Source organism: Streptomyces cahuitamycinicus, assembly GCF_002891435.1.
Taxonomy (GTDB): Bacteria; Actinomycetota; Actinomycetes; order Streptomycetales; family Streptomycetaceae; genus Streptomyces; species Streptomyces cahuitamycinicus.
The window spans coordinates 1-18,211 of sequence record NZ_POUC01000139.1 but is presented as its reverse complement, the minus strand read 5'-3'; the positions used below and the strand labels follow the sequence as shown (position 1 = coordinate 18,211).

The 18,211-nt window shown below is 70.7% G+C and carries 21 protein-coding genes, 1 tRNA gene and 1 pseudogene; 15 read left to right on the top strand and 8 right to left on the bottom strand.

Annotation, left to right across the window (positions count from 1 at the left end):
* Positions 1-440: 440 nt before the first annotated feature.
* A pseudogene (locus tag C1J00_RS19945) lies at positions 441-664 on the bottom strand (helicase HerA-like domain-containing protein); the annotation flags it as partial.
* Positions 665-770: 106 nt separating this feature from the next.
* Here C1J00_RS19945 and C1J00_RS19940 point away from each other — a divergent pair.
* Together C1J00_RS19940 and C1J00_RS19935 are read left to right on the top strand one after the other, a co-directional pair.
* Positions 771-1,067, top strand: a complete 297-nt coding sequence (locus C1J00_RS19940) for a type II toxin-antitoxin system VapB family antitoxin (protein ID WP_003949502.1) — start codon at positions 771-773, stop codon at positions 1,065-1,067.
* Between the two features lie 158 nt (positions 1,068-1,225).
* Positions 1,226-1,843, top strand: coding sequence for a LytR C-terminal domain-containing protein (locus C1J00_RS19935; RefSeq protein WP_102910422.1), 618 nt, complete (start codon positions 1,226-1,228; stop codon positions 1,841-1,843).
* 14 nt (positions 1,844-1,857) lie between these two features.
* On the opposite strand, the gene upp is transcribed toward C1J00_RS19935, so the two are convergent.
* Complete coding sequence (gene upp, locus C1J00_RS19930; RefSeq protein WP_102910421.1) at positions 1,858-2,493, bottom strand: uracil phosphoribosyltransferase; 636 nt, start codon at positions 2,491-2,493, stop codon at positions 1,858-1,860.
* Positions 2,494-2,625: 132 nt separating this feature from the next.
* Here upp and C1J00_RS19925 point away from each other — a divergent pair, with 132 nt between their 5' ends.
* From C1J00_RS19925 to C1J00_RS19890, 8 genes are all read left to right on the top strand, one after another.
* On the top strand, positions 2,626-2,859 hold the full coding sequence (locus tag C1J00_RS19925) for a hypothetical protein (protein ID WP_102910425.1): 234 nt from the start codon (positions 2,626-2,628) through the stop codon (positions 2,857-2,859).
* A gap of 277 nt (positions 2,860-3,136) precedes the next feature.
* Positions 3,137-3,682: a tRNA adenosine deaminase-associated protein gene (locus C1J00_RS19920; RefSeq protein WP_102910420.1), complete on the top strand. Its 546-nt coding sequence runs from the start codon at positions 3,137-3,139 to the stop codon at positions 3,680-3,682.
* A 56-nt stretch (positions 3,683-3,738) separates the two neighbouring features.
* Positions 3,739-4,170, top strand: coding sequence for a tRNA adenosine(34) deaminase TadA (gene tadA / locus C1J00_RS19915; RefSeq protein ID WP_102910419.1), 432 nt, complete (start codon positions 3,739-3,741; stop codon positions 4,168-4,170).
* A gap of 54 nt (positions 4,171-4,224) precedes the next feature.
* Positions 4,225-4,309: transfer RNA gene (locus tag C1J00_RS19910), tRNA-Ser, on the top strand.
* 116 nt (positions 4,310-4,425) lie between these two features.
* On the top strand, positions 4,426-4,602 hold the full coding sequence (locus tag C1J00_RS19905; RefSeq protein ID WP_102910418.1) for a hypothetical protein: 177 nt from the start codon (positions 4,426-4,428) through the stop codon (positions 4,600-4,602).
* Complete coding sequence (locus C1J00_RS19900) at positions 4,602-4,895, top strand: Dabb family protein (RefSeq protein WP_102910417.1); 294 nt, start codon at positions 4,602-4,604, stop codon at positions 4,893-4,895. The genes C1J00_RS19905 and C1J00_RS19900 overlap by 1 nt, the downstream gene beginning before the upstream one ends.
* 191 nt (positions 4,896-5,086) lie before the next feature.
* Positions 5,087-6,043 carry an RNA polymerase sigma factor SigF gene (locus C1J00_RS19895; RefSeq protein WP_439333418.1) on the top strand — a complete coding sequence of 319 codons (957 nt, stop codon included), beginning with the start codon at positions 5,087-5,089 and terminating at the stop codon, positions 6,041-6,043.
* 267 nt (positions 6,044-6,310) lie between these two features.
* Positions 6,311-7,213 (top strand): RNA polymerase sigma factor SigF, encoded by a 903-nt coding sequence (locus tag C1J00_RS19890; protein WP_102910416.1) that lies wholly within the window; start codon positions 6,311-6,313, stop codon positions 7,211-7,213.
* Positions 7,214-7,493: 280 nt separating this feature from the next.
* On the opposite strand, the gene C1J00_RS19885 is transcribed toward C1J00_RS19890, so the two are convergent.
* A complete protein-coding gene (locus C1J00_RS19885; protein ID WP_102910415.1) occupies positions 7,494-7,691 on the bottom strand; it encodes a hypothetical protein in 198 nt (65 codons plus the stop codon).
* A gap of 214 nt (positions 7,692-7,905) precedes the next feature.
* On the opposite strand from C1J00_RS19885, the gene C1J00_RS19880 reads away from it, so the two are divergent.
* The 3 genes from C1J00_RS19880 to C1J00_RS19870 all read left to right on the top strand — a co-directional run bounded on the left by C1J00_RS19880 (position 7,906) and on the right by C1J00_RS19870 (position 11,875).
* Positions 7,906-8,394, top strand: coding sequence for a MarR family winged helix-turn-helix transcriptional regulator (locus C1J00_RS19880; protein ID WP_102910414.1), 489 nt, complete (start codon positions 7,906-7,908; stop codon positions 8,392-8,394).
* A gap of 113 nt (positions 8,395-8,507) precedes the next feature.
* On the top strand, positions 8,508-10,964 hold the full coding sequence (locus tag C1J00_RS19875; protein WP_500691477.1) for an MFS transporter: 2,457 nt from the start codon (positions 8,508-8,510) through the stop codon (positions 10,962-10,964).
* 89 nt (positions 10,965-11,053) lie between these two features.
* The gene (locus tag C1J00_RS19870; RefSeq protein WP_102910412.1) at positions 11,054-11,875 is read left to right on the top strand and encodes a YceI family protein; all 822 of its coding nucleotides are present in this window, start codon (positions 11,054-11,056) and stop codon (positions 11,873-11,875) included.
* On the opposite strand, the gene C1J00_RS19865 is transcribed toward C1J00_RS19870, so the two are convergent.
* Together C1J00_RS19865 and C1J00_RS19860 are read right to left on the bottom strand one after the other, a co-directional pair.
* The gene (locus C1J00_RS19865; RefSeq protein ID WP_102910411.1) at positions 11,858-12,559 is read right to left on the bottom strand and encodes a GAF and ANTAR domain-containing protein; all 702 of its coding nucleotides are present in this window, start codon (positions 12,557-12,559) and stop codon (positions 11,858-11,860) included. The two genes, C1J00_RS19870 and C1J00_RS19865, sit on opposite strands and share 18 nt — an antisense overlap.
* A gap of 57 nt (positions 12,560-12,616) precedes the next feature.
* On the bottom strand, positions 12,617-13,339 hold the full coding sequence (locus tag C1J00_RS19860; RefSeq protein ID WP_102910410.1) for a GAF and ANTAR domain-containing protein: 723 nt from the start codon (positions 13,337-13,339) through the stop codon (positions 12,617-12,619).
* Between the two features lie 206 nt (positions 13,340-13,545).
* On the opposite strand from C1J00_RS19860, the gene C1J00_RS19855 reads away from it, so the two are divergent.
* Positions 13,546-13,908: an STAS domain-containing protein gene (locus tag C1J00_RS19855; RefSeq protein WP_281262763.1), complete on the top strand. Its 363-nt coding sequence runs from the start codon at positions 13,546-13,548 to the stop codon at positions 13,906-13,908.
* Between the two features lie 10 nt (positions 13,909-13,918).
* Positions 13,919-14,389, top strand: a complete 471-nt coding sequence (locus C1J00_RS19850; RefSeq protein WP_102910408.1) for a PPOX class F420-dependent oxidoreductase — start codon at positions 13,919-13,921, stop codon at positions 14,387-14,389.
* Between the two features lies 1 nt (position 14,390).
* Here C1J00_RS19850 and C1J00_RS19845 read toward each other — a convergent pair whose 3' ends face one another.
* The 3 genes from C1J00_RS19845 to C1J00_RS19835 form a co-directional block, all read right to left on the bottom strand.
* The gene (locus tag C1J00_RS19845) at positions 14,391-15,206 is read right to left on the bottom strand and encodes a TetR/AcrR family transcriptional regulator (RefSeq protein WP_102910407.1); all 816 of its coding nucleotides are present in this window, start codon (positions 15,204-15,206) and stop codon (positions 14,391-14,393) included.
* 146 nt (positions 15,207-15,352) lie between these two features.
* Positions 15,353-16,849, bottom strand: coding sequence for an MFS transporter (locus C1J00_RS19840; protein WP_102910423.1), 1,497 nt, complete (start codon positions 16,847-16,849; stop codon positions 15,353-15,355).
* A gap of 106 nt (positions 16,850-16,955) precedes the next feature.
* On the bottom strand, positions 16,956-18,211 hold a 1,256-nt coding region (locus tag C1J00_RS19835; RefSeq protein WP_500691476.1), incomplete at its 5' end, for a mannosyltransferase YkcB-related protein.

Genomic DNA, 18,211 nt, shown 5'->3' with positions numbered 1-18,211 from the left:
GCCCCGCTCTCGGAGCCCGCGTACACCCCACGACGCCCTGTGCCCGTACCGGCGAACCCGCCGTACGGCTCCCGTCCCCTGCGCTCCGAGGTCCTCCGCTGCTGACAGGACCGGCCCGCCACCGGTCCGTCCGTCCCGCACGGAACCAGAACGACGAGGAACGACGAGGAACCCAGCCATGCTCCAAGACCCGTACGCGGTCATGCGCGCCCTCCTGCGCGCGGAAGCCGCCCGCAACGCCCCCAAGCCCCACTCCCGGCCGGACTCCCGGAAGCCGCCGCAACCCCCGAAGGGGCGAGGGCAGGGAGAGGGAGAGGGACGAGATCGCGGCTGACCGGACCGCGCGGCGGAGGCCCCCACGCCTCCGCCGTCCCCAGATCCGAAGACGCCGCTTTCGACCACCCGCTCCGCCATGGACGGCTGTTCCTCCACCCGCGACGGCCGGTGGCGCCGGCGACCAGCCCGTGGCGGTCGAGCATCGCCAGCGGCACCCGGACCTGCGCGTCCGGCAGGCACTGCCCGTACCACAGCAGGGCACCCAGATGGAGTACGGGGCCGGGGAAGGCTAGCCGGAAGCGATCCGCAGGGCCTCCTGGGGAAGAGCGGCGGCACGTGCGGACACCTCCGGGGAGGAGGCCGACGGCATGGCCTCGCGCTCCGGCATATTCACGCACCTTTTTCCGGTTCATACCGCCTTGTGGTGTTTTTTTCAGCGTCGCACTGGGCCGCCACGGCTGCGCCCGGAAGGACTTGACCGGTAGGCTTTCCGTGTGATCTTCAAGCGCATCGGAAACGGCCGGCCGTACCCCGACCACGGCCGGGAAAGCACCCGGCAGTGGGCGGACGTCGCACCGCGCCCGGTCCGCCTCGATCAGCTCGTGACGACCAAGGGTCAGCTCGATCTGGAAACACTGCTCGCCGAGGACTCGACGTTCTACGGCGACCTCTTCGCGCACGTCGTGAAGTGGCGGGGCGACCTCTACCTGGAGGACGGGCTGCACCGCGCGGTGCGGGCGGCACTCCAGCAGCGCCAGGTGCTGCACGCGCGCGTGCTCGAACTCGACTGATCCCGCCGGTCTCGACTGATCCCGCCGGTCTCGACTGATCCCGCCGGTCGCGGGTTGGCCCTTTCGGGTTCCGCTGGGCGACGTCGAATGATCATCTAGTAGGCATCGTCGCCCGGGCGCACTACGCTGCGCTCATGAGCATGCTGACTCCCCCCGGCATGGGCCGCAAGTACCGCATCAAGGGCAACAAGTACCCCCGGATGCGCCGGCCCCGGCGGCGCGGCAGGCTCGTCGTCCTGACCGTCGCGTCCGTCGTCGTCCTCGGCGTGGGCGGCTGGGGCACGCTGCAGCTCATCGACGTCTTCACCGGCGGCGGCAGAAAGGCTTCGGCGGCCGGCGACGGGACGGACTGCGGCAACACGACCAAGGCGAGCCCCTCGCCCAGCGCCAAGCCCGTGCCCGAACCGCGCACGATCACCGTGAACGTCCTCAACGCCACCACCCGCGGCGGTCTGGCGAAGAAGACCGCCGACGAGCTCAAGAAGCGCGGCTTCACGATCGGCGACGTGGGCAACGCGACCAAGCAGTACGACAAGAAGGTCAAGGGCACCGGACTGCTGCTCGGCCCCACCGCCGCGCTCGACACCTCACTGCCCGTGCTCGGCACCCAGCTTCCGGGCGCCGAACGGCGTACCGAGGCGGCCCGCAAGGGCGCCGCCGTCGACCTCGTCATCGGGGACGGCTTCAAGGAGCTGGCGAAAAAGCCGGACGCCGACCGGGCACTGACCGAGCTGGCCAGGCCCGAGCCGGCGCACACGACGAAGAAAGGCTGCTGAGAGGCCCGTCCGGCCTACTCGGCCGCCCCGTACATCCGGTCCCCCGCGTCGCCGAGGCCCGGCACGATGTAGCCATGCTCGTTCAGGTGCTCGTCGACCGAGGCGGTCACGACCGTCACCGGCGTGCCCGCGAGCTCGCGCTCCATGATCTCGACGCCCTCCGGGGCGGCCAGCAAAACCACGGCGGTGACGTCGTCGGCGCCGCGCCGGATCAGTTCCCGGATCGCCGCGACCAGCGTGCCGCCGGTGGCGAGCATCGGGTCGAGCACGTACACCTGACGCCCCGACAGGTCCTCGGGCATGCGCGTCGCGTACGTGGAGGCCTGCAGCGTCTCCTCGTTGCGGATCATGCCGAGGAAACCCACCTCGGCGGTCGGCAGCAGCCGGACCATGCCGTCCAGCATGCCGAGCCCGGCCCGCAGGATCGGCACCACCAGCGGCCGCGGGTGGGACAGCTTGACGCCCGTGGTCCGCGCGACCGGCGTCTGGAGGTCGACCTGTTCGGTGCGCACGTCCCGCGTGGCCTCGTAGGCGAGCAGGGTGACCAGCTCGTCGGCGAGACGGCGGAAGGTCGCGGAGTCGGTGCGCTGGTCGCGCAGCGTGGTGAGCTTGTGAGCGACCAGAGGGTGGTCGACGACGTGGAGACGCATGTCCACAACATTAACCGGGTGGGGTACCACCGACGGCACGGCAAGCCCGCTGTCCGGCCCTCGCCCGGTCAGTGGCGTCAAACCGCCCGTCCGGGGGAAAGCGGAAGGGACGGACTGGGGGTGGTGAACCTGATGCCCGACCGGACATTCCGAAACGATCCGTCGCCGCGCACGCGGCCGGGGGCCGACCCGGAGCCCGGCCTGACGAACGGGACCGACGGGTCCGACGCCGAGCGCCGCCGGCGTCGCGCCCGGTTCCTTCGCGATCTGGCCGAGGCCCGGGAGCTGCGCGACCGCGTCCAGCCGCGCCGTGCCAAGACGGCCCGGCTGCGGCACGCGATGCGCATGCGCACCTTCCGCTGGTAGGAAACGGGCGGGAGAACCCCCGGCGAAGATCACGAACCGCGCGGAGATTCGTCGCGGGTGACCGTGCGTGGAACGGGGCAAAGCCGCGTACGATCCGCAGGTGGCGGCAACGAGCGTGCGAGCAGAACTGCCGGACACAGGGAGCGGAAGACGTCCCCTGAACGCCTTGTTTCTGCCACGATTCCGAGTGGGTGGGGCTCGGACGAGCACTCCCCGCCCGTAACCTCCGCCGGGGGGACCTCCAACCGGCACGCCTAGGACCAGTGGGAGAGTCACGGTGTACTTCGCCGCACTGCTCGCGCGCACCGAAGACGGGTGGGAAGCGAGCGATACAGAGCTCGACGATGTGGAAACCCTGTCTGATCTGGCCGACCTGGCCCGTGAAGCCACCCCGGACGAGGACACGGTGCTCGTGCTCATCGAGCAGGAGGACGCCTGGTTCGGCGTCGTCCGCGTGGACGGTGAGGAGGACCCTCGCATCTACGTCTCGGACGCCGCCGCCGCTGCCCGCAGCAGCTACGGCGAGATCCTGCTCACCGACGAGTTGCTCGGCCGCGATCCGGACGACGACGTCCTCGCCGCCCTCGACCTCGACGGCACCGAGGACGGTGAATCCGACGAGGACGACGATGACGATGACACCGAGGACGGCGCCGGGCCCACCGGCTCCGCCGAGTCCGTGCCGCACGGCCCGGTCGGCGACGCGCTGATCCTCGACGACCTCGGCGTGAGCGAGAAGGAACTGCGCCTGATGTCGACGGACGCCGTCACCGAGATCGCCGAGTCCCTGGGCGCCTCGGAGACCCTGGAGACCGTCCGCTGACCGGTCGTACCACCGCGGGGCCGCCGGATCCGGTCCGGGACCCCTGGCGGCCCACGATGCGACTCGCCCTGGACGAGGCCGCCGAGGCCGTCCGGGGCGGGGACGTGCCCGTCGGCGCCGTCGTCCTGGCCCCGGACGGTGCGACCGTGCTCGCGGCCGGGCACAACGAACGCGAGGCCGGCGGCGATCCGACGGCCCACGCGGAGCTCCTCGCCCTGCGGCGGGCCGCGGCCGCCCTCGGCACGTGGCGGCTCGCCGGCTGCACCCTCGTGGTGACGCTGGAGCCCTGCACGATGTGCGCGGGCGCGATCCAGCAGTCACGCGTCGACCGGCTCGTCTACGGCGCCCGCGACGAGAAGGCCGGCGCGGCCGGCTCCCTCTGGGACCTGGTCCGCGACCGGCGGCTCAACCACCGGCCCGAGGTGATCGAGGGCGTGCTCGCGGAGGAGTGCGCCGGGCTGCTCACGGCGTTCTTCCGGGACCGCTGAACCGTCGCGAATCCGATTTCAAAGCACGCGGCACCTTGCTGTAAGGTCTCCCTCGGTAGCGTGTCCGAGCGGCCGAAGGAGCTCGCCTCGAAAGCGAGTGTGGCGCAAGTCACCGAGGGTTCAAATCCCTCCGCTACCGCTTGAGAAGGGCCCCGTCGTCAGACGGGGCCCTTCGTGCGATCAGCCTCTTCGTGTGATCGGTCCTTCGTGCGATCATGTGCGCTGTTTGAGACATCAGTGACAGGGGAGGCCGCGATGGCGGTGAATGCGAAGAAGGTCGCCGTCTATGCCCTCGTGGTCTTCGCGCTGTACGTGATCATCACGGACCCGGAGAAGGCCTCCGACTACGTTCTCATAGGATTCCAGGGTGTATCGGACGCCGCCGGGGCCCTCGGCGACTTCGCCACGTGGGTTGCGAACGGAGCAAAGTGATGATCCGCCACCTGGTCCTCTTCAAGCTCAACGAGGGCGTCGAGCGTGACGATGCCCGGGTCGCCAAGGGCGTCGAGGCCTTTCGCGCGCTCGAGGGCACGATCCCCGGGATCCGCTTCTGGGAGCTCGGCTGGAACGTCAGCGACCGCCCCATCGCGTACGACTTCGCCATCAACTCCGCCTTCGACGACGCGGACGCGCTGCGGCGGTATGTGGAGCACCCGGACCACCAGGCGGGTGTCGCGCTGTGGCGGGAGTTCGCCACGTGGGTGATCGCGGACTACGACTTCTGAGACCGGTTCCGAGACCGGCCGCTTCGGGCCCCCTGTCCCTGGGACAGGGGGCTCCTGCGTTGCGTGGGTTGATTTGTGCGGCTTTCATCCCTCAACACGTAGTTATGGGGTGCTTGCACACTGTGCACATGTCTTGTGATGCTATGACCGCTTTTGATGGAAGAGTTGACGGATGAGTTGACGATGACGAGGTGGAGTTGACCGTGCTGGCCAGTACCGCACCTCAGGCACCGTCCCCACCAGCCTCGTCCGCCCAGTCACCGCCCCCTCGGACGCAAGCCGAGCCGGCCTCAGCCGGATCGACGGACACCGCTCCGGCCGCAGCTCCGGAAACCGCTCCGGCCCCAGTGCCGGAAACCGCTCCCGCCGCGGCCCAGCGGAGCAGCCGTGGCGCAGACACCCGGGCGCTCACCCAGGTTCTCTTCGCGCAGCTCAAGGAGCTCCAGCCGGGCACCGCGGAGCACGACCGCGTACGCGGGGCGCTCATCGAGGCCAACCTCCCGCTCGTGCGCTACGCGGCCGCCCGGTTCCGCTCCCGCAACGAGCCGATGGAGGACGTCGTCCAGGTCGGCACCATCGGGCTCATCAACGCCATCGACCGCTTCGACCCGGACCGGGGCGTGCAGTTCCCGACGTTCGCGATGCCGACGGTCGTCGGCGAGATCAAGCGGTACTTCCGCGACAACGTCCGCACGGTCCATGTGCCGCGCCGGCTGCACGAGCTGTGGGTGCAGGTCAACAGCGCGACGGAGGACCTGACGACCTCCTTCGGGCGCACCCCGACGACCTCGGAGATCGCCGCGCGGCTGCGCATCACCGAGGGTGAGGTGCTGTCCTGCATCGAGGCGGGGCGTTCGTACCACGCGACCTCCCTGGAGGCCGCGCAGGAGGGCGACGGGCTGCCGGGGCTGCTGGACCGGCTCGGTTACGAGGACCCCGCGCTGGACGGCGTGGAGCACCGGGATCTCGTACGGCACCTGCTCGTTCAGCTGCCCGAGCGGGAACAGCGGATCCTGCTGCTGCGGTACTACAGCAATCTCACGCAGTCCCAGATCTCCGCGGAGCTCGGCGTCTCACAGATGCACGTGTCGCGGCTACTCGCGCGTAGCTTCCAAAGGTTGCGGTCTGCGAACCGCATCGACGCGTAACCGTAAACGCGAGCGAGAGGTCACCGTGAGGAGCGAATCGCTCATCAGGGCGGTTGCCGACAGTTGAGAGCAGAAAAGCCGTCAGACCCCTTGTTTGCAGGGCGTATTCGCGTCTCAGATGTCGACATGTCACTACAGCGTGTTGCCGACATGTGACATTCTCCGGGAAGCGCGTTTGCCGAAGCTCCGGCGCCGGTATTCAGGTGAAGGCTGCGTTCCTCAGATGGGGGCGTTCGCCGCGACCGTCCGCGACCCAAAGGGGGTGGCATGTCCGTAGAACAGGGCAGCTCGAAGGTGCTCACGCTCGCGGAGAGCGAGACAGCTCCCCATGCTCTCGACTCACTCGGCCCCATCGATGACGTACCGGCCCTCCCGGCCGAGCCCGTCCCGGTCCTTCCGGCTGCGGGCGCCATCGACACCCGCACCTTGTCCCGCTCCCTGTTCCTGCGGCTCGCCGCGCTCGACGAGGACAGCCCCGAGCGTGCGTACGTCCGTGACACGCTCATCGAGCTCAACCTCCCGCTGGTGCGGTACGCCGCCGCGCGGTTCCGGTCCCGGAACGAGCCGATGGAGGACATCGTCCAGGTCGGCACGATCGGGCTGATCAAGGCGATCGACCGGTTCGACTGCGAACGGGGCGTCGAGTTCCCGACGTTCGCGATGCCGACGGTGGTCGGGGAGATCAAGCGGTTCTTCCGGGACACATCGTGGTCGGTGCGGGTGCCGCGCAGACTGCAGGAGCTGCGGCTCGCTCTGACCAAGGCCAGTGACGAGCTCTCCCAGAAGCTGGACCGGTCGCCGACCGTGCCCGAACTCGCGGCCGTCCTCGGGGTGTCCGAGGAGGACGTCGTCGACGGGCTGGCGGTGGGGAACGCCTACACGGCGTCCTCGCTGGACTCGCCGGCGCCGGAGGACGACGGTGGCGAGGGGTCACTGGCGGACCGGCTGGGGTACGAGGACACCGCGCTGGAGGGTGTCGAGTACCGGGAGTCCCTGAAGCCGCTGCTGGCGAAGCTGCCGCCCCGTGAGCGGCGGATCATCATGCTGCGGTTCTTCGCGAACATGACGCAGTCGCAGATCGGCGAGGAGGTCGGCATCTCGCAGATGCACGTCTCCCGGCTGCTGACCCGGACGCTGGCGCAGCTCCGGGAAGGTCTGATCTCGGACTGACCGCGGGCTGACCGCGGGCTGCGGCGCACGTGCGGCGCGAGGGCTGCGGCGCACGTGCGGCTGGGCGGGGGCTTGTGCCGCGCCCAGCCGCGAGTGGTGGGTCGGGGCCGCGCCGGGGGTGTCCGTCCTCGGAACGGCGCGATGGACCTCCCTACCGACTGACCGGCGTTGACGCGCCAACCCCTGCGGGCGGACACCCCCGACACGTCCCCTTGCGCACGCGCCCGGCCTCAGCACCAAAGCCGGGCAGCTGCAAAGGACAGCCAGGCGCCAAGTGGGGTTACGCCAGTGCCAGCCAGGCCACCGCCGCGATGACCGCTACGGCGACTACGACGCCGAGGATGAGACCGATGCGCGGCCCGCCGCCGGACGGGGCCGCCGCCTGACGGCCCTGCGGGGCCTCGTCGACGAACGCGCGGAACATCTGGGTGCTGCCGGCGGGGTCGTGGTTGCCCTGCGGGGCCTGGTTGTTAGCCATGGCCCGAGACCCTAGCGAAAACGCCGGGGCTCCCCAAGTGGGGGTTGCGGTTCCGTTTGATCCGAGCGGCCCCCTACCACCGGTCTCGTCACCAGCGCGTTTACTCCCGCAATACTTGCCTTTGCCAACTTTTTGTTCCACACCCCTTTTTTTATTTGCCTTCAGCAACCAACAGATCCTACGGTTGCCCTAAGCAACGAAAGCGGGAGGTGTCATGGCCGAACAGGCGCAGTACGAAGAGCTGGTCCGTCAGTTCAGCGCCTTCGGCGCCGTGAAGCGGGAGCTCGGCCGGATCATGCCCGCCGAGTGCCCCGGCGGGTCGGCGGCCGTCCTGACGCTGCTGGGACAACACGGCGACATGCGCATGAGCAAGCTCGCCGAGCTGCTGGCGGTGGACATGTCGGTCACCAGCCGCCATGTCGCCCACGTCGTGGCCCGGGGCTGGCTCGAGCGCTCCCCCGACCCCGCGGACAAACGCTCACGCATTCTGCGGCTCACCCCCGCGGGCCACACACAGCTCGACGAGCTGTCCCGGCGGACCACCGAGGTTCTCGCCGAGCGCCTGAGCGACTGGTCCGACGACGACGTCGGCCGGCTCACCAGCCTCATGGCGCGGCTGAGGAAGAGCTTCGACTGCCGGCCCGGGGGCCGGGCCGCACCGGCCGCATTCGACGAGACCACCCGTACACCCGTAAGCACGTAAGCACGTAAGCACGTAAGAGAAGGAAGCCCATGGCAACGACCACACCAGCCGGTGTGCGGGCTCATGCCAAGCACGGGGGAGGCTCCCACGGCTCCTCCGGCGACGGCGCTCCGATGACGCACCGGCAGATCATGGAGGCCCTCACCGGCCTCCTGCTCGGCATGTTCGTCGCGATCCTGTCGTCGACGATCGTCTCCAACGCCCTGCCCCGGATCATCAGCGACCTCGGCGGCGGCCAGAGCGCCTACACCTGGGTCGTGACCGCGTCCCTGCTGACGATGACCGCGTCCACCCCGCTGTGGGGCAAGCTCGCCGACCTGTTCTCCAAGAAGCTGCTGATCCAGGTCGCGCTGGTCGTCTTCGTGCTGGGTTCGGCGGCGGCCGGCATGTCCCAGAACCCGGGCACGCTCATCACCTTCCGCGCGGTCCAGGGCATCGGCATGGGCGGTCTGTCCGCGCTGGCCCAGATCATCATGGCGGCGATGATCTCGCCGCGTGAGCGCGGCCGCTACAACGGCTACCTCGGCGCCACCTTCGCCACCGCCATGGTCGGCGGCCCGCTGGTCGGCGGTGTCATCACCGACACCGACTGGCTCGGCTGGCGCTGGTGCTTCTATGTCGGCGTGCCCTTCGCCGTGATCGCCCTGATCGTGCTGCAGAAGACCCTGCACCTGCCCGTCGTCAAGCGGAAGGTCAAGGTCGACTGGGCCGGCGCCTTCTTCATCACCGCGGCGGTGTGCCTGCTGCTGGTCTGGGTCACCTTCGCCGGTGACAAGTACGACTGGGTGTCCTGGCAGACGTACGCGATGGTCGGCGGCTCGCTGGCGCTGCTGGCGCTGTTCCTCCTCGTCGAGGCCAAGGCGAGCGAGCCGATCATCCCGCTGCGGCTGTTCCGCAACCGCACCATCGCGCTGGCCTCGCTGGCCTCGCTGTTCGTGGGTGTCGCGATGTTCGCGGGGACCGTCTTCTTCAGCCAGTACTTCCAGCTGGCCCGCGACAAGTCGCCGACGATGTCCGGCGTCATGACGATCCCGATGATCGCGGGTCTGTTCATCTCCTCCACCGTCTCGGGCCAGGTCATCACCCGGACCGGACGCTGGAAGGGCTGGCTGGTCGGCGGCGGTGTGCTGGTGACCGCGGGCATGGGCCTGCTCGGCACGATCCGCTACGACACCGAGTACTGGCACATAGCGATCTTCATGGCGCTGCTGGGTCTCGGCATCGGCATGATGATGCAGAACCTGGTGCTGTGCACGCAGAACCAGGTGGCACCCGGCGACCTGGGCGCGGCCAGCTCCACGGTGACCTTCTTCCGGTCCCTCGGCGGTGCGGTGGGTGTCTCCGCCCTCGGCGCGGTCCTGGCCACCCGGATCACCGACTACGTCAAGGACGGCCTCACCGACCTCGGCCCGAAGGGCGCGGCCCTCGGCCACGCCGGCACGGGCGAGGGCAACATCCCCGACCTGAGCTCGATGCCCGCGCCGATCCGCACCGTCGTGGAGAGCGCCTATGGCCACGGTGTCGCGGACGTGTTCCTCTACGCGGCCCCGCTGGCGCTGCTCGCGCTGATGGTGTCGTTGTTCATCAAGGAGGTCCCGTTGAAGACGAAGGGCGGGCTGGCGCAGGCCACCGACCCGGAGACGCCTGCCTCGGTTCCTGCCGCGGCCGCCGCCGAGGCGCCCGAAGGGGAGAAGGGGGTGCCGAGCTGGGCCGTGGCCGAGGCCTCCGACGGGGTCGGGCCGGAGGGGACGCAGCGGCTCGCCGCCGTCGCGCCCGTGGCCCGTGCCGCCGAGCCGGCCTCCGGCGGGGGCGGTGTTCCGGTCCGCGGTTTCGTCCGCGGGAACGAGTCCGCGCCCGTGCCGCAGGCCGCCGTCACACTGATCTCGCTGGCCGGGCGTCAGCTGGGCCGGTCCGTGGCGCAGGCCGACGGATCGTACGCGGTGGACGCCCCTGGCTCCGGTTCGTACGTGCTGATCGCCTCCGCCGACGGCTTCCAGCCGCAGGCGTCCACGGTCGTGGTGAACGGCGAGCCGGTCGCCTACGACATCCTGCTCAGCGGCACCAGCGGGCTGACGGGCCTGGTGCGGACCGCCGAGAGCGGGCAGCCGGTCAAGGACGCCATGGTCATCGTGACGGATGTGCGCGGGGACCTGCTGGCCAACGGGACCACGGGTGAGCAGGGCGAGTTCTCCTTCGCCGAGCTGGTGCCGGGGGCGGTGACCGTCGCGGTGAACGCCGCCGGGTACCGGCCGCGCGCCCTGCCCGTCGAGGTGGGCGGCACCGGGGTCACCCGGGTCGAGATCGACCTGGAGTCGGGCGCCCGCGTCCAGGGTGTCGTCCGCGCCCCGCAAGGGCCGCTGGCCGACGCCCGGGTGACGCTGGTCGACCAGGCGGGCAACGTCGTCGGCTCGGCCACGACCGGGGCGGACGGGGCGTACGCCTTCACCGACCTGGACGGCGGCGAGTACACGGTCATCGCCACGGGCTACCCGCCGGTGGCCACCGCCCTGACGGTCGGGGGCGCCGGCACCGACGCCCACGACATCGAACTCGCCCACCCCGGCGAGTAGCAACGACCCGGGCCCGCGACAGGTGGGCGCGCTCCGAGCGGAGGTGCGCCCCCTGTCGCGGGCCGGTTTCCTTCTGAGGAGCAGTTGAGATGGGACTGACCGCGAGGATCCGCACCCGGGACGGATGGGCCGTGTCACACGCGGTCGTCACGGTGGCGGACATGACCGGTGCGCAGGTGCTGCGGGCCGAGGCCGACGCGGAGGGCGCCGTGCGGGACGCGACGCCGCTGGAGCCGGGGGCGTACACCGTCATCGTCACCGCCGTCGGGTACGCGCCCGCGGCCTCCAGCGTGATCGTCACGGCGAGCCGACGGGCCGAGGTCGGCCAGGTGACGCTGGCGCGGCAGGGCGGCACCGAGCTGCCGCCGCCCGGCCCGTGGACCGTCGACCCGGTGCACTCCAGCGTGGCCGCCGTGGCGCAGCACCTGGGCATCTCCAGCGTGCACGGCCGGTTCACGGAGTTCTCCGGCTCGATCGAGATCGCCCCGGACGACGTCACCAAGTCGCGCGTGGAGGCGGTCATCCGGGCCGCGTCCGTCGAGACCGGCAACGGCATGCGTGACGGGCACCTGAAATCGCCGGACTTCCTGGATGTCGAGCGCTTCCCGGAGATCACCTTCCGGTCGACGGGTCTGACGGCGACCGGGTCCGACCGGTGGACCGTCCACGGCGAGCTGGGCATGCACGGGGTCGTACGGCCCGTGGACCTGGATCTGGCCTACCTCGGCACGGGGCCGGACCCGTGGGGCGGTACCCGGGCGGCGTTCCGCGCGACGACCGAACTGCACCGCGAGGACTTCGCGATGAACTACAACCAGGTCCTGCAGGCCGGCGTCGCGGCCGTCGGCACGACACTGAAGGTGGAGCTGGACATCCAGGCCGTGCAGGGCGAGTCACTTCCGGCGGCGTGAGTCCGGGGCGGACACCCGCGCCACCAACTGGCTGCACAGGTCCCGGAGCTTGACGTTCCGGTCCTGCGAGACCCGGCGCAGCCGCTCCAGCGCGATCCGTGCGTCGATCCGCTCCCGGGCCATCAGGATGCCGACCGCCTGGTCGATGACGCTGCGCGAGAGCAGCGCGGTGCGCACATCGGCCGCCGACTGGCGCCGGCGTTCGATCCGCAGTGCCACGTCGATCGCGTCCCCGGTCCGGGCCGCGAAGGCCCGGGCCGCGTCCCGGCCCGTGTACAGCGTCCCGGCCCGTACTCCGTAGAAGTTGAGCGCGGCGCCGCTCTCGCCCTCGACGGCGATCGGCACCGCCAGCACACAGCTGACACCCGCCGCGAGCGCGTACCGCGTGTACGACGGCCAGCGGGACTCCTCGGCGAGATCCGGGGTGTACTGCTCCTCGCCGGTCTCGGCCGCGTCGACGCAGGGCCCGGAGCCGTTCTCGTACTGGCGCAGGTCCAGGCCGCTGGGCATGCCCTCGCTGCCGGCCAGGGTGAGCAGCCGGTCGGCGCGGCGCACGGTGATGCTGCAGGCGTCCGCGCCGGGCACCTCCTGCACCGCGCGGTCGGTCAGATCGCGCAGCAGGGTGTCGAGACCGCTGCTGCGCACCATCGCCTGGTCCAGCGTGTCGGACGCTTCGGAGCTCATGACCGTACGGGTATCCCGTCACCGGCCTGACACGCCTCCGGCGTAATTCAGCTCACTTCAGGGGGCGTTGGGCGCACCGACGATCCGGCGGGCGAGGTCGCGCAGTTTCACGTTCTCCCGCTGGGAGGCCCGCACCAGACTCTCGAAGGCCGCGGACGCGTCGATGCCCTGGCGTTCCATGAGGATGCCGGTGGCCTGGCCGATCAGGTCCCGGGTGTGCATGGCCTCGGTGAGCTGCTCGCGCACGGTCGCCGAGTCCAGGGCGATGCTGACGTGCGCGCTGAACAGCCGGCCGACGCGCGTGGCCTCCTCGTCGAAGACGCCCGGCTTGCGCGCGTACACCGTGAGGACGGTCAGCCGACGGCGGTCGGCGCGCAGCCGCAGCGACAGCGCGGAGCGCAGTCCGAGCGCGGCGAGCACGTCCCAGCCGTCGTCCGCCTCGCTGTCCGCTATGCGCGCCACCGGGCTGTTCCACAACTGGTCCCACAGACCGTGCTGGTCGCGGCCGGTGTGCCGGGACTCGGCGGAGCGCACGACCTCGTCGGTCCAGGCGAGCGTGTTGAGTCTGTTGCCGCGCTCGATCACGGAGATGCCGGCGTGCTCGGCGCCCGGCAGGAGATGCACCGCGAGACGGACCGCTGTGCGCAGGGCACTGTGAGGCGTGAGGGTTTCGTGCAGCTGCTGAGAAGCCACCGTCAGGGCCTCGGCCAGCTCGGCGCCGACCGGAAAACGGGGCAAATCAGGAAACTCGGACGCAGCCACCACGAACCTCTTCGGCATGCACGGCCATGGCCGTGCGCAGGAGAGCTCCGCAGCACATTCCCGACTGCGAGCACAGGACGAACAGCACTCTAACTGTTCGGTTGCCTCCAAGTGACGCCCGGCCGACGCCGCTGCGGGACGCTTCCACCACCGGCCCCCCGCATGGTGGAATGGCGCACGGGTCAGGAAGCGGCCTTACCGGAAACCGGACGAACGTCTGCCAGGTGAGTGCCGTGACCTTCTTCACGAATCCCACAGAACCGCGCGACCTCCCCGGTCGCGTCCACCTCACGATGCCCGCCGAGATCGACTTCTGTAACGCGGCGGAGCTGCTGCCGCTCGTCCTGTCCGCGGCCAGGGCCCGGGGTGACCGGCTGGAGGTCCTCGTCCTCGACCTGAGGACGACCTCCTTCATGGATTCCCAGGGCATCCGCCTCGTCAACGACGTACGGCGCCGGCTGCCGCCCGGGGCCGTGGTGCGTCTGGTGGCCCGGCCGGAGGGGATCACGGGCCGCGTCCTGGAGCTGACCGGCCTGCGCAGGGACGTCCCCGTGTACGACGACCTCACCGAAGCCCTGGCGTCGTAGGCTGCCGCACATGGCACCGAACATCGCGACGAACACCCGCGTCTCCCTGGACGAGTTGCTCGACTTCGTACGCCCCAGGCACCACGCGATCCTGCTGACCCGCAGGGCCGACGGCGGCCCCCAGGGCTCCCCGCTGACCTGCGGTGTCGACGACTCCGGCCGGATCGTGGTCTCCACCTACCCGGAGCGCGCCAAGACCCGCAACGCCAAGCGGGACCCCCGCGTGAGCCTGCTCGTGCTCAGCGACGACTTCAACGGCCCCTGGGTCCAGATCGACGGCACGGCCGAGGTCGTCGACGCCCCCGACTCCGTCGAACCGCTCGTCGAGTACTACCGGAACATCGCCGGGGAACACCCCGACTGGGACGAGTACCGCGCGGCCATGCGCAAGCAGGGCAAGTCGATCATCCGGATCACGCCGGAGCGGTGGGGGCCGGTGGCGACCGGGGGGTTTCCGGCGCGGCTGGTGGAAGGGGAGTAGGTCAGCTCTCCCCGGGGGTCCCGGGGGTCCCGGGGGTTTCTTCTCCTCCGAAGGCTGCTCCCTCGCGGGCGACCATCGCGTCGATGCCCGCGATCAGCAGCTCCAGCGCGAACTCGAAGTCGCGCTCCAGCATCTCGGCGACCGTGTCGCCGCCGCGCGCCGCCATGATCTCCTGGGACTCCTTCACGACATCGGCGGCCTGCGGAGCGGAGGTCACCGTGCTCAGGGCCTGCTGGAAGTACTCGTCCACGCTCATTCCGCCGGCCGCGGCCCGGGAGGCGAGATGCCCCTCCAGGGTGCCGTAGCCGTAGACGAACTGGAAGACGGCCGAGATCGTGCTCGTCATGCGTTTCGCGGGCAGTCCGGTTCTACGGACGACGCGCTGGACGACCCGGGAGAACGCCAGGTTGTTGGGGCCGATGTTGAGGAAGGCCCCGACCAGCGCGGACACCCAGGGGTGCCGCACGAGCAGCGTCCGGTACTCGCGGGCGAGCGCCCTCACCTGGTCCCGCCAGTCCTCGCCGGCGCCCGGGTCGGGCAGCCGCATCCCGCCCATGACCTCGTCCAGGGCGAGTTCGAGCAGGTCGTCCTTGGTGTCGACGTACCAGTAGACGGACATCGCGGTGAGGTTCAGCTCGCCGGCGAGCCGCCGCATCGAGAACTTGGCCAGTCCCTCGGCGTCCAGCAGCCGCACGGTGACCTCGATGATGCGCGCCCGGTCCAGCCCCGAGGGCTGTCCCCCGCCGCGCCGCCGGTGCGCCTTGCTCTCCAGCCAGACACTGGACCGCGGCTGATCCTGCCGGGCCGCTCTCGCCATGGCGCACCTTCCTCGATCTTGCGACGCCGCTCATGCTAGACGCGCCGTTTTCAGGGGCGCGGGGCCGTGTCGATGTACGGCTTCGCCGCGTGGGCGCGATCAACCACGGCGGGCCCGCACCCACGCGCTACGACCGTCCCGGGTTCCTAGGCGGATTCTGCCCGCTCGGCCCGCCGCAGCAACCCGGCCGCAACCAGTCCACCGGCCAGCACCGCAACCGCCCCTACCAGCTGACTGGTCTCCAGGCCGGAGGCGAACGCGTCGGAGATCCTCACCTTCTCCTCGGCCGAGTCGGCGGCGGCCAGCGCGGCCGGCAACGACGCCGCCGACACGGCCACCAGCGACGCGAACCGGGAGTTGAGCACGGCACCGAGGACGGCGACGCCCAGACCGTTGCCGAACTCCGCGAGCGTCCCGTTGATGCCGGCTCCCACACCCGCCTTCTCGGGCGGGATCGCACTCATGATCGCGTTGGCCATGGCCGGCATGGACAGCGCCACACCGGCCCCCATCACGACCAGGCCGAGCAGCATGCCCTCGTACCCGTGCCCTCCGAGCAGCGCGATCGCCGCGAGCCCGGCTGACACCAGGGTCATACCGAGCGCGATCGCCCCCGGGGTGCCGACCTTGAGGACCAGCTTCGCCCCGACCCCCGTGAAGTTGAGCGCGACGACGGTCAGCGCCAGCGGCGCCGTCCGCAGCCCGGCGTCCAGCGGCTCGTAGCCGAGGACGAACTGCAGATGCTGGGTGAGCAGGAACAGCGACCCCGTCATGCCGAACGCCACGAGGATCGCGCCCGCGACCGCGCCCACGAACTTCTGGTTGCGGAAGAAGTGCATGTCGAGCATCGGGTGCTCGGTGCGCAGCTCCCACAGCACGAACAGGCCGAGCACGGCCGCGCCGGTCAGTGCGGAGACCAGCACCTGCGCGGAGGTCCAGCCGTGTTCGGGCCCGGTGATGATCGCGTACACCACGGCCGTCATGCCGATGGTCGAGAGCACCGCGCCGAGCAGGTCGGGCCGGTCACCGGCCTTGTGCTTCGACTCCGGCACCAGCGCGGCGACCGCGACCAGGCCGAGCAGCGCGACCGGGATGTTGATCAGGAAGATCGCGCCCCACCAGAAGTGGTTCAGCATCACGCCGCCGATCAGCGGGCCGGCCGCGAAGCCGAGCGAACTGACCGTCGACCACAGTGCGATGGCCTTCACCCGCTCCTGGTCGTCGAAGATCTGCACGACGACCGCGAGGATCGTGGTCATCAGCAGCGCGCCGCCGACGCCCATGCCCGCGCGGGCCGCGATCAGCTGGGCGGGGCTCTGGGAGAGCCCCGCCGCCAGCGAGCCCATGCCGAAGATCGCCAGGCCCGACATCAGCAGCAGCTTGCGGCCGTAGCGGTCGGCGGCGTTGCCCGCGGTGAGCAGCAGGCCGGACTGCACCAGTGCGTAGGCGTTCATCATCCACTGGACGTCGGCGGTCGTCGCGTCCATCTCGCGGGTGAGCGAGGGGATCGCCACGTTGAGGATCGTGTTGTCGAGCAGCACGGTGAGCTGCGCGAGGCAGATGACACCGAGGATCAGCCAGCGTTGCGGGTGGCTTCCGTGGGCCGTCTGCGGCGGGGCCGTTTCCTGGGGGGACGTCGTCATGCTGTACACCGTAGAACAGTTCCTATACGGCGTACAACAGAGTTTCCGCGGAGACGGTACGGGGCGGTGGCTTTCGGCCACCGCCCCGCGTCCGGTCAGGGACGGGTCAGCTGGTCGCCTTCTGGGTGAGGTCGTAGAACGTGGTCGAACCGACCGTGACCTTAGTGAAGGTGGCTTCGACCCAGGAGGTGATCCGGGACGAGGCGCCGTCGCTGCCGCCCATGGCGCCGCCCATGCCGCCGGAGGCGACCAAGTAGTGGATCCTTCCGTCCGCCACGTACTTCTTGAACTGGGCCAGGGTCGGGGACGGGTCCGTGCCGTTGAAGCCGCCGATCGCCATCACCGGGTCACCCGTGGCCAGCTGGTAACTCGCGGCGTTCTGGGCGCCGATGGCCGCCGCGGCCCAGGTGTACTGATCGGCGTCGGTCTCCAGCAGCTTCTTGGCCTCGGCACTGACGCCGGCGCCGTTGAGCAGGCCTCCGACACCGCCGCCCATACGGCCGCCTTCGGCGTTCTGCTGGTTCTGGCCTTGGCCCGGCTGGGTCGGGCCTTGGCCCCGCTGGTTCGGGCCGCCGCCGGGGAAGCCGTTGCCGGGGGAGCCGTTGCCCTGTCGGCCCTGGGCGTTGCCGTTGGCGGTGCCGTTCTGCTGGTTCTGGCCCTGGCCCTGCTGGTTCTGGCCCTGGCCCTGCTGGTTCTGGCCGCCGCCCGGGAAGCCGCCGCCGGGGCCTCCGCCACCGCCCGGTCCGCCGCGGCCGCCCGCGACCGCCGGGCCCGCCGTGACGATCGAGCCGGTGTGTCCCTCGTTCACCGTGGTGAGCGTGTACGCCGCCGGACCCGCCAGCGCGGCGACGAGGCCGAGCCCGGCCGCTCCCAGGGCCAGCCGGCGCCCGAGACGGCCGGCGAAGACCAGGCCGAGGGCAGCCGCCAGACCGCCGACCAGGACGAGCCACTTGAGCCAGGGCAGGTAGTCGGAGGAGCGGTTGAGCAGGACGTATCCCCAGGCCGCGGTCGCCGTCATCGCGGCGGCCAGGGTCAGCGACGCCCACGCCTTGCCGCGCTTCTCCCAGAGCAGTGCCGCGCCCATGCCGATCAGCGGGGCGATGTAGGGGGCGAGGGCCACCGTGTAGTACTCGTGGAAGATGCCCTGCATGTAGCTGAAGACCAGCATGGTCGTGAGCAGCGCGCCGCCCCACACCAGGAACGCGCCGCGGGTCGCCGAGGTCCGGCGGGCCCTGCCCGTGGCCACCAGCCCGGCGACGAGCAGGATCAGCGCGGCCGGGATCAGCCAGGAGATCTGGCCGCCGACGGACGAGCCGAACAGCCGGTCCCAGCCCGTCTCGCCCCAGCTGCCGCCACCGTTCC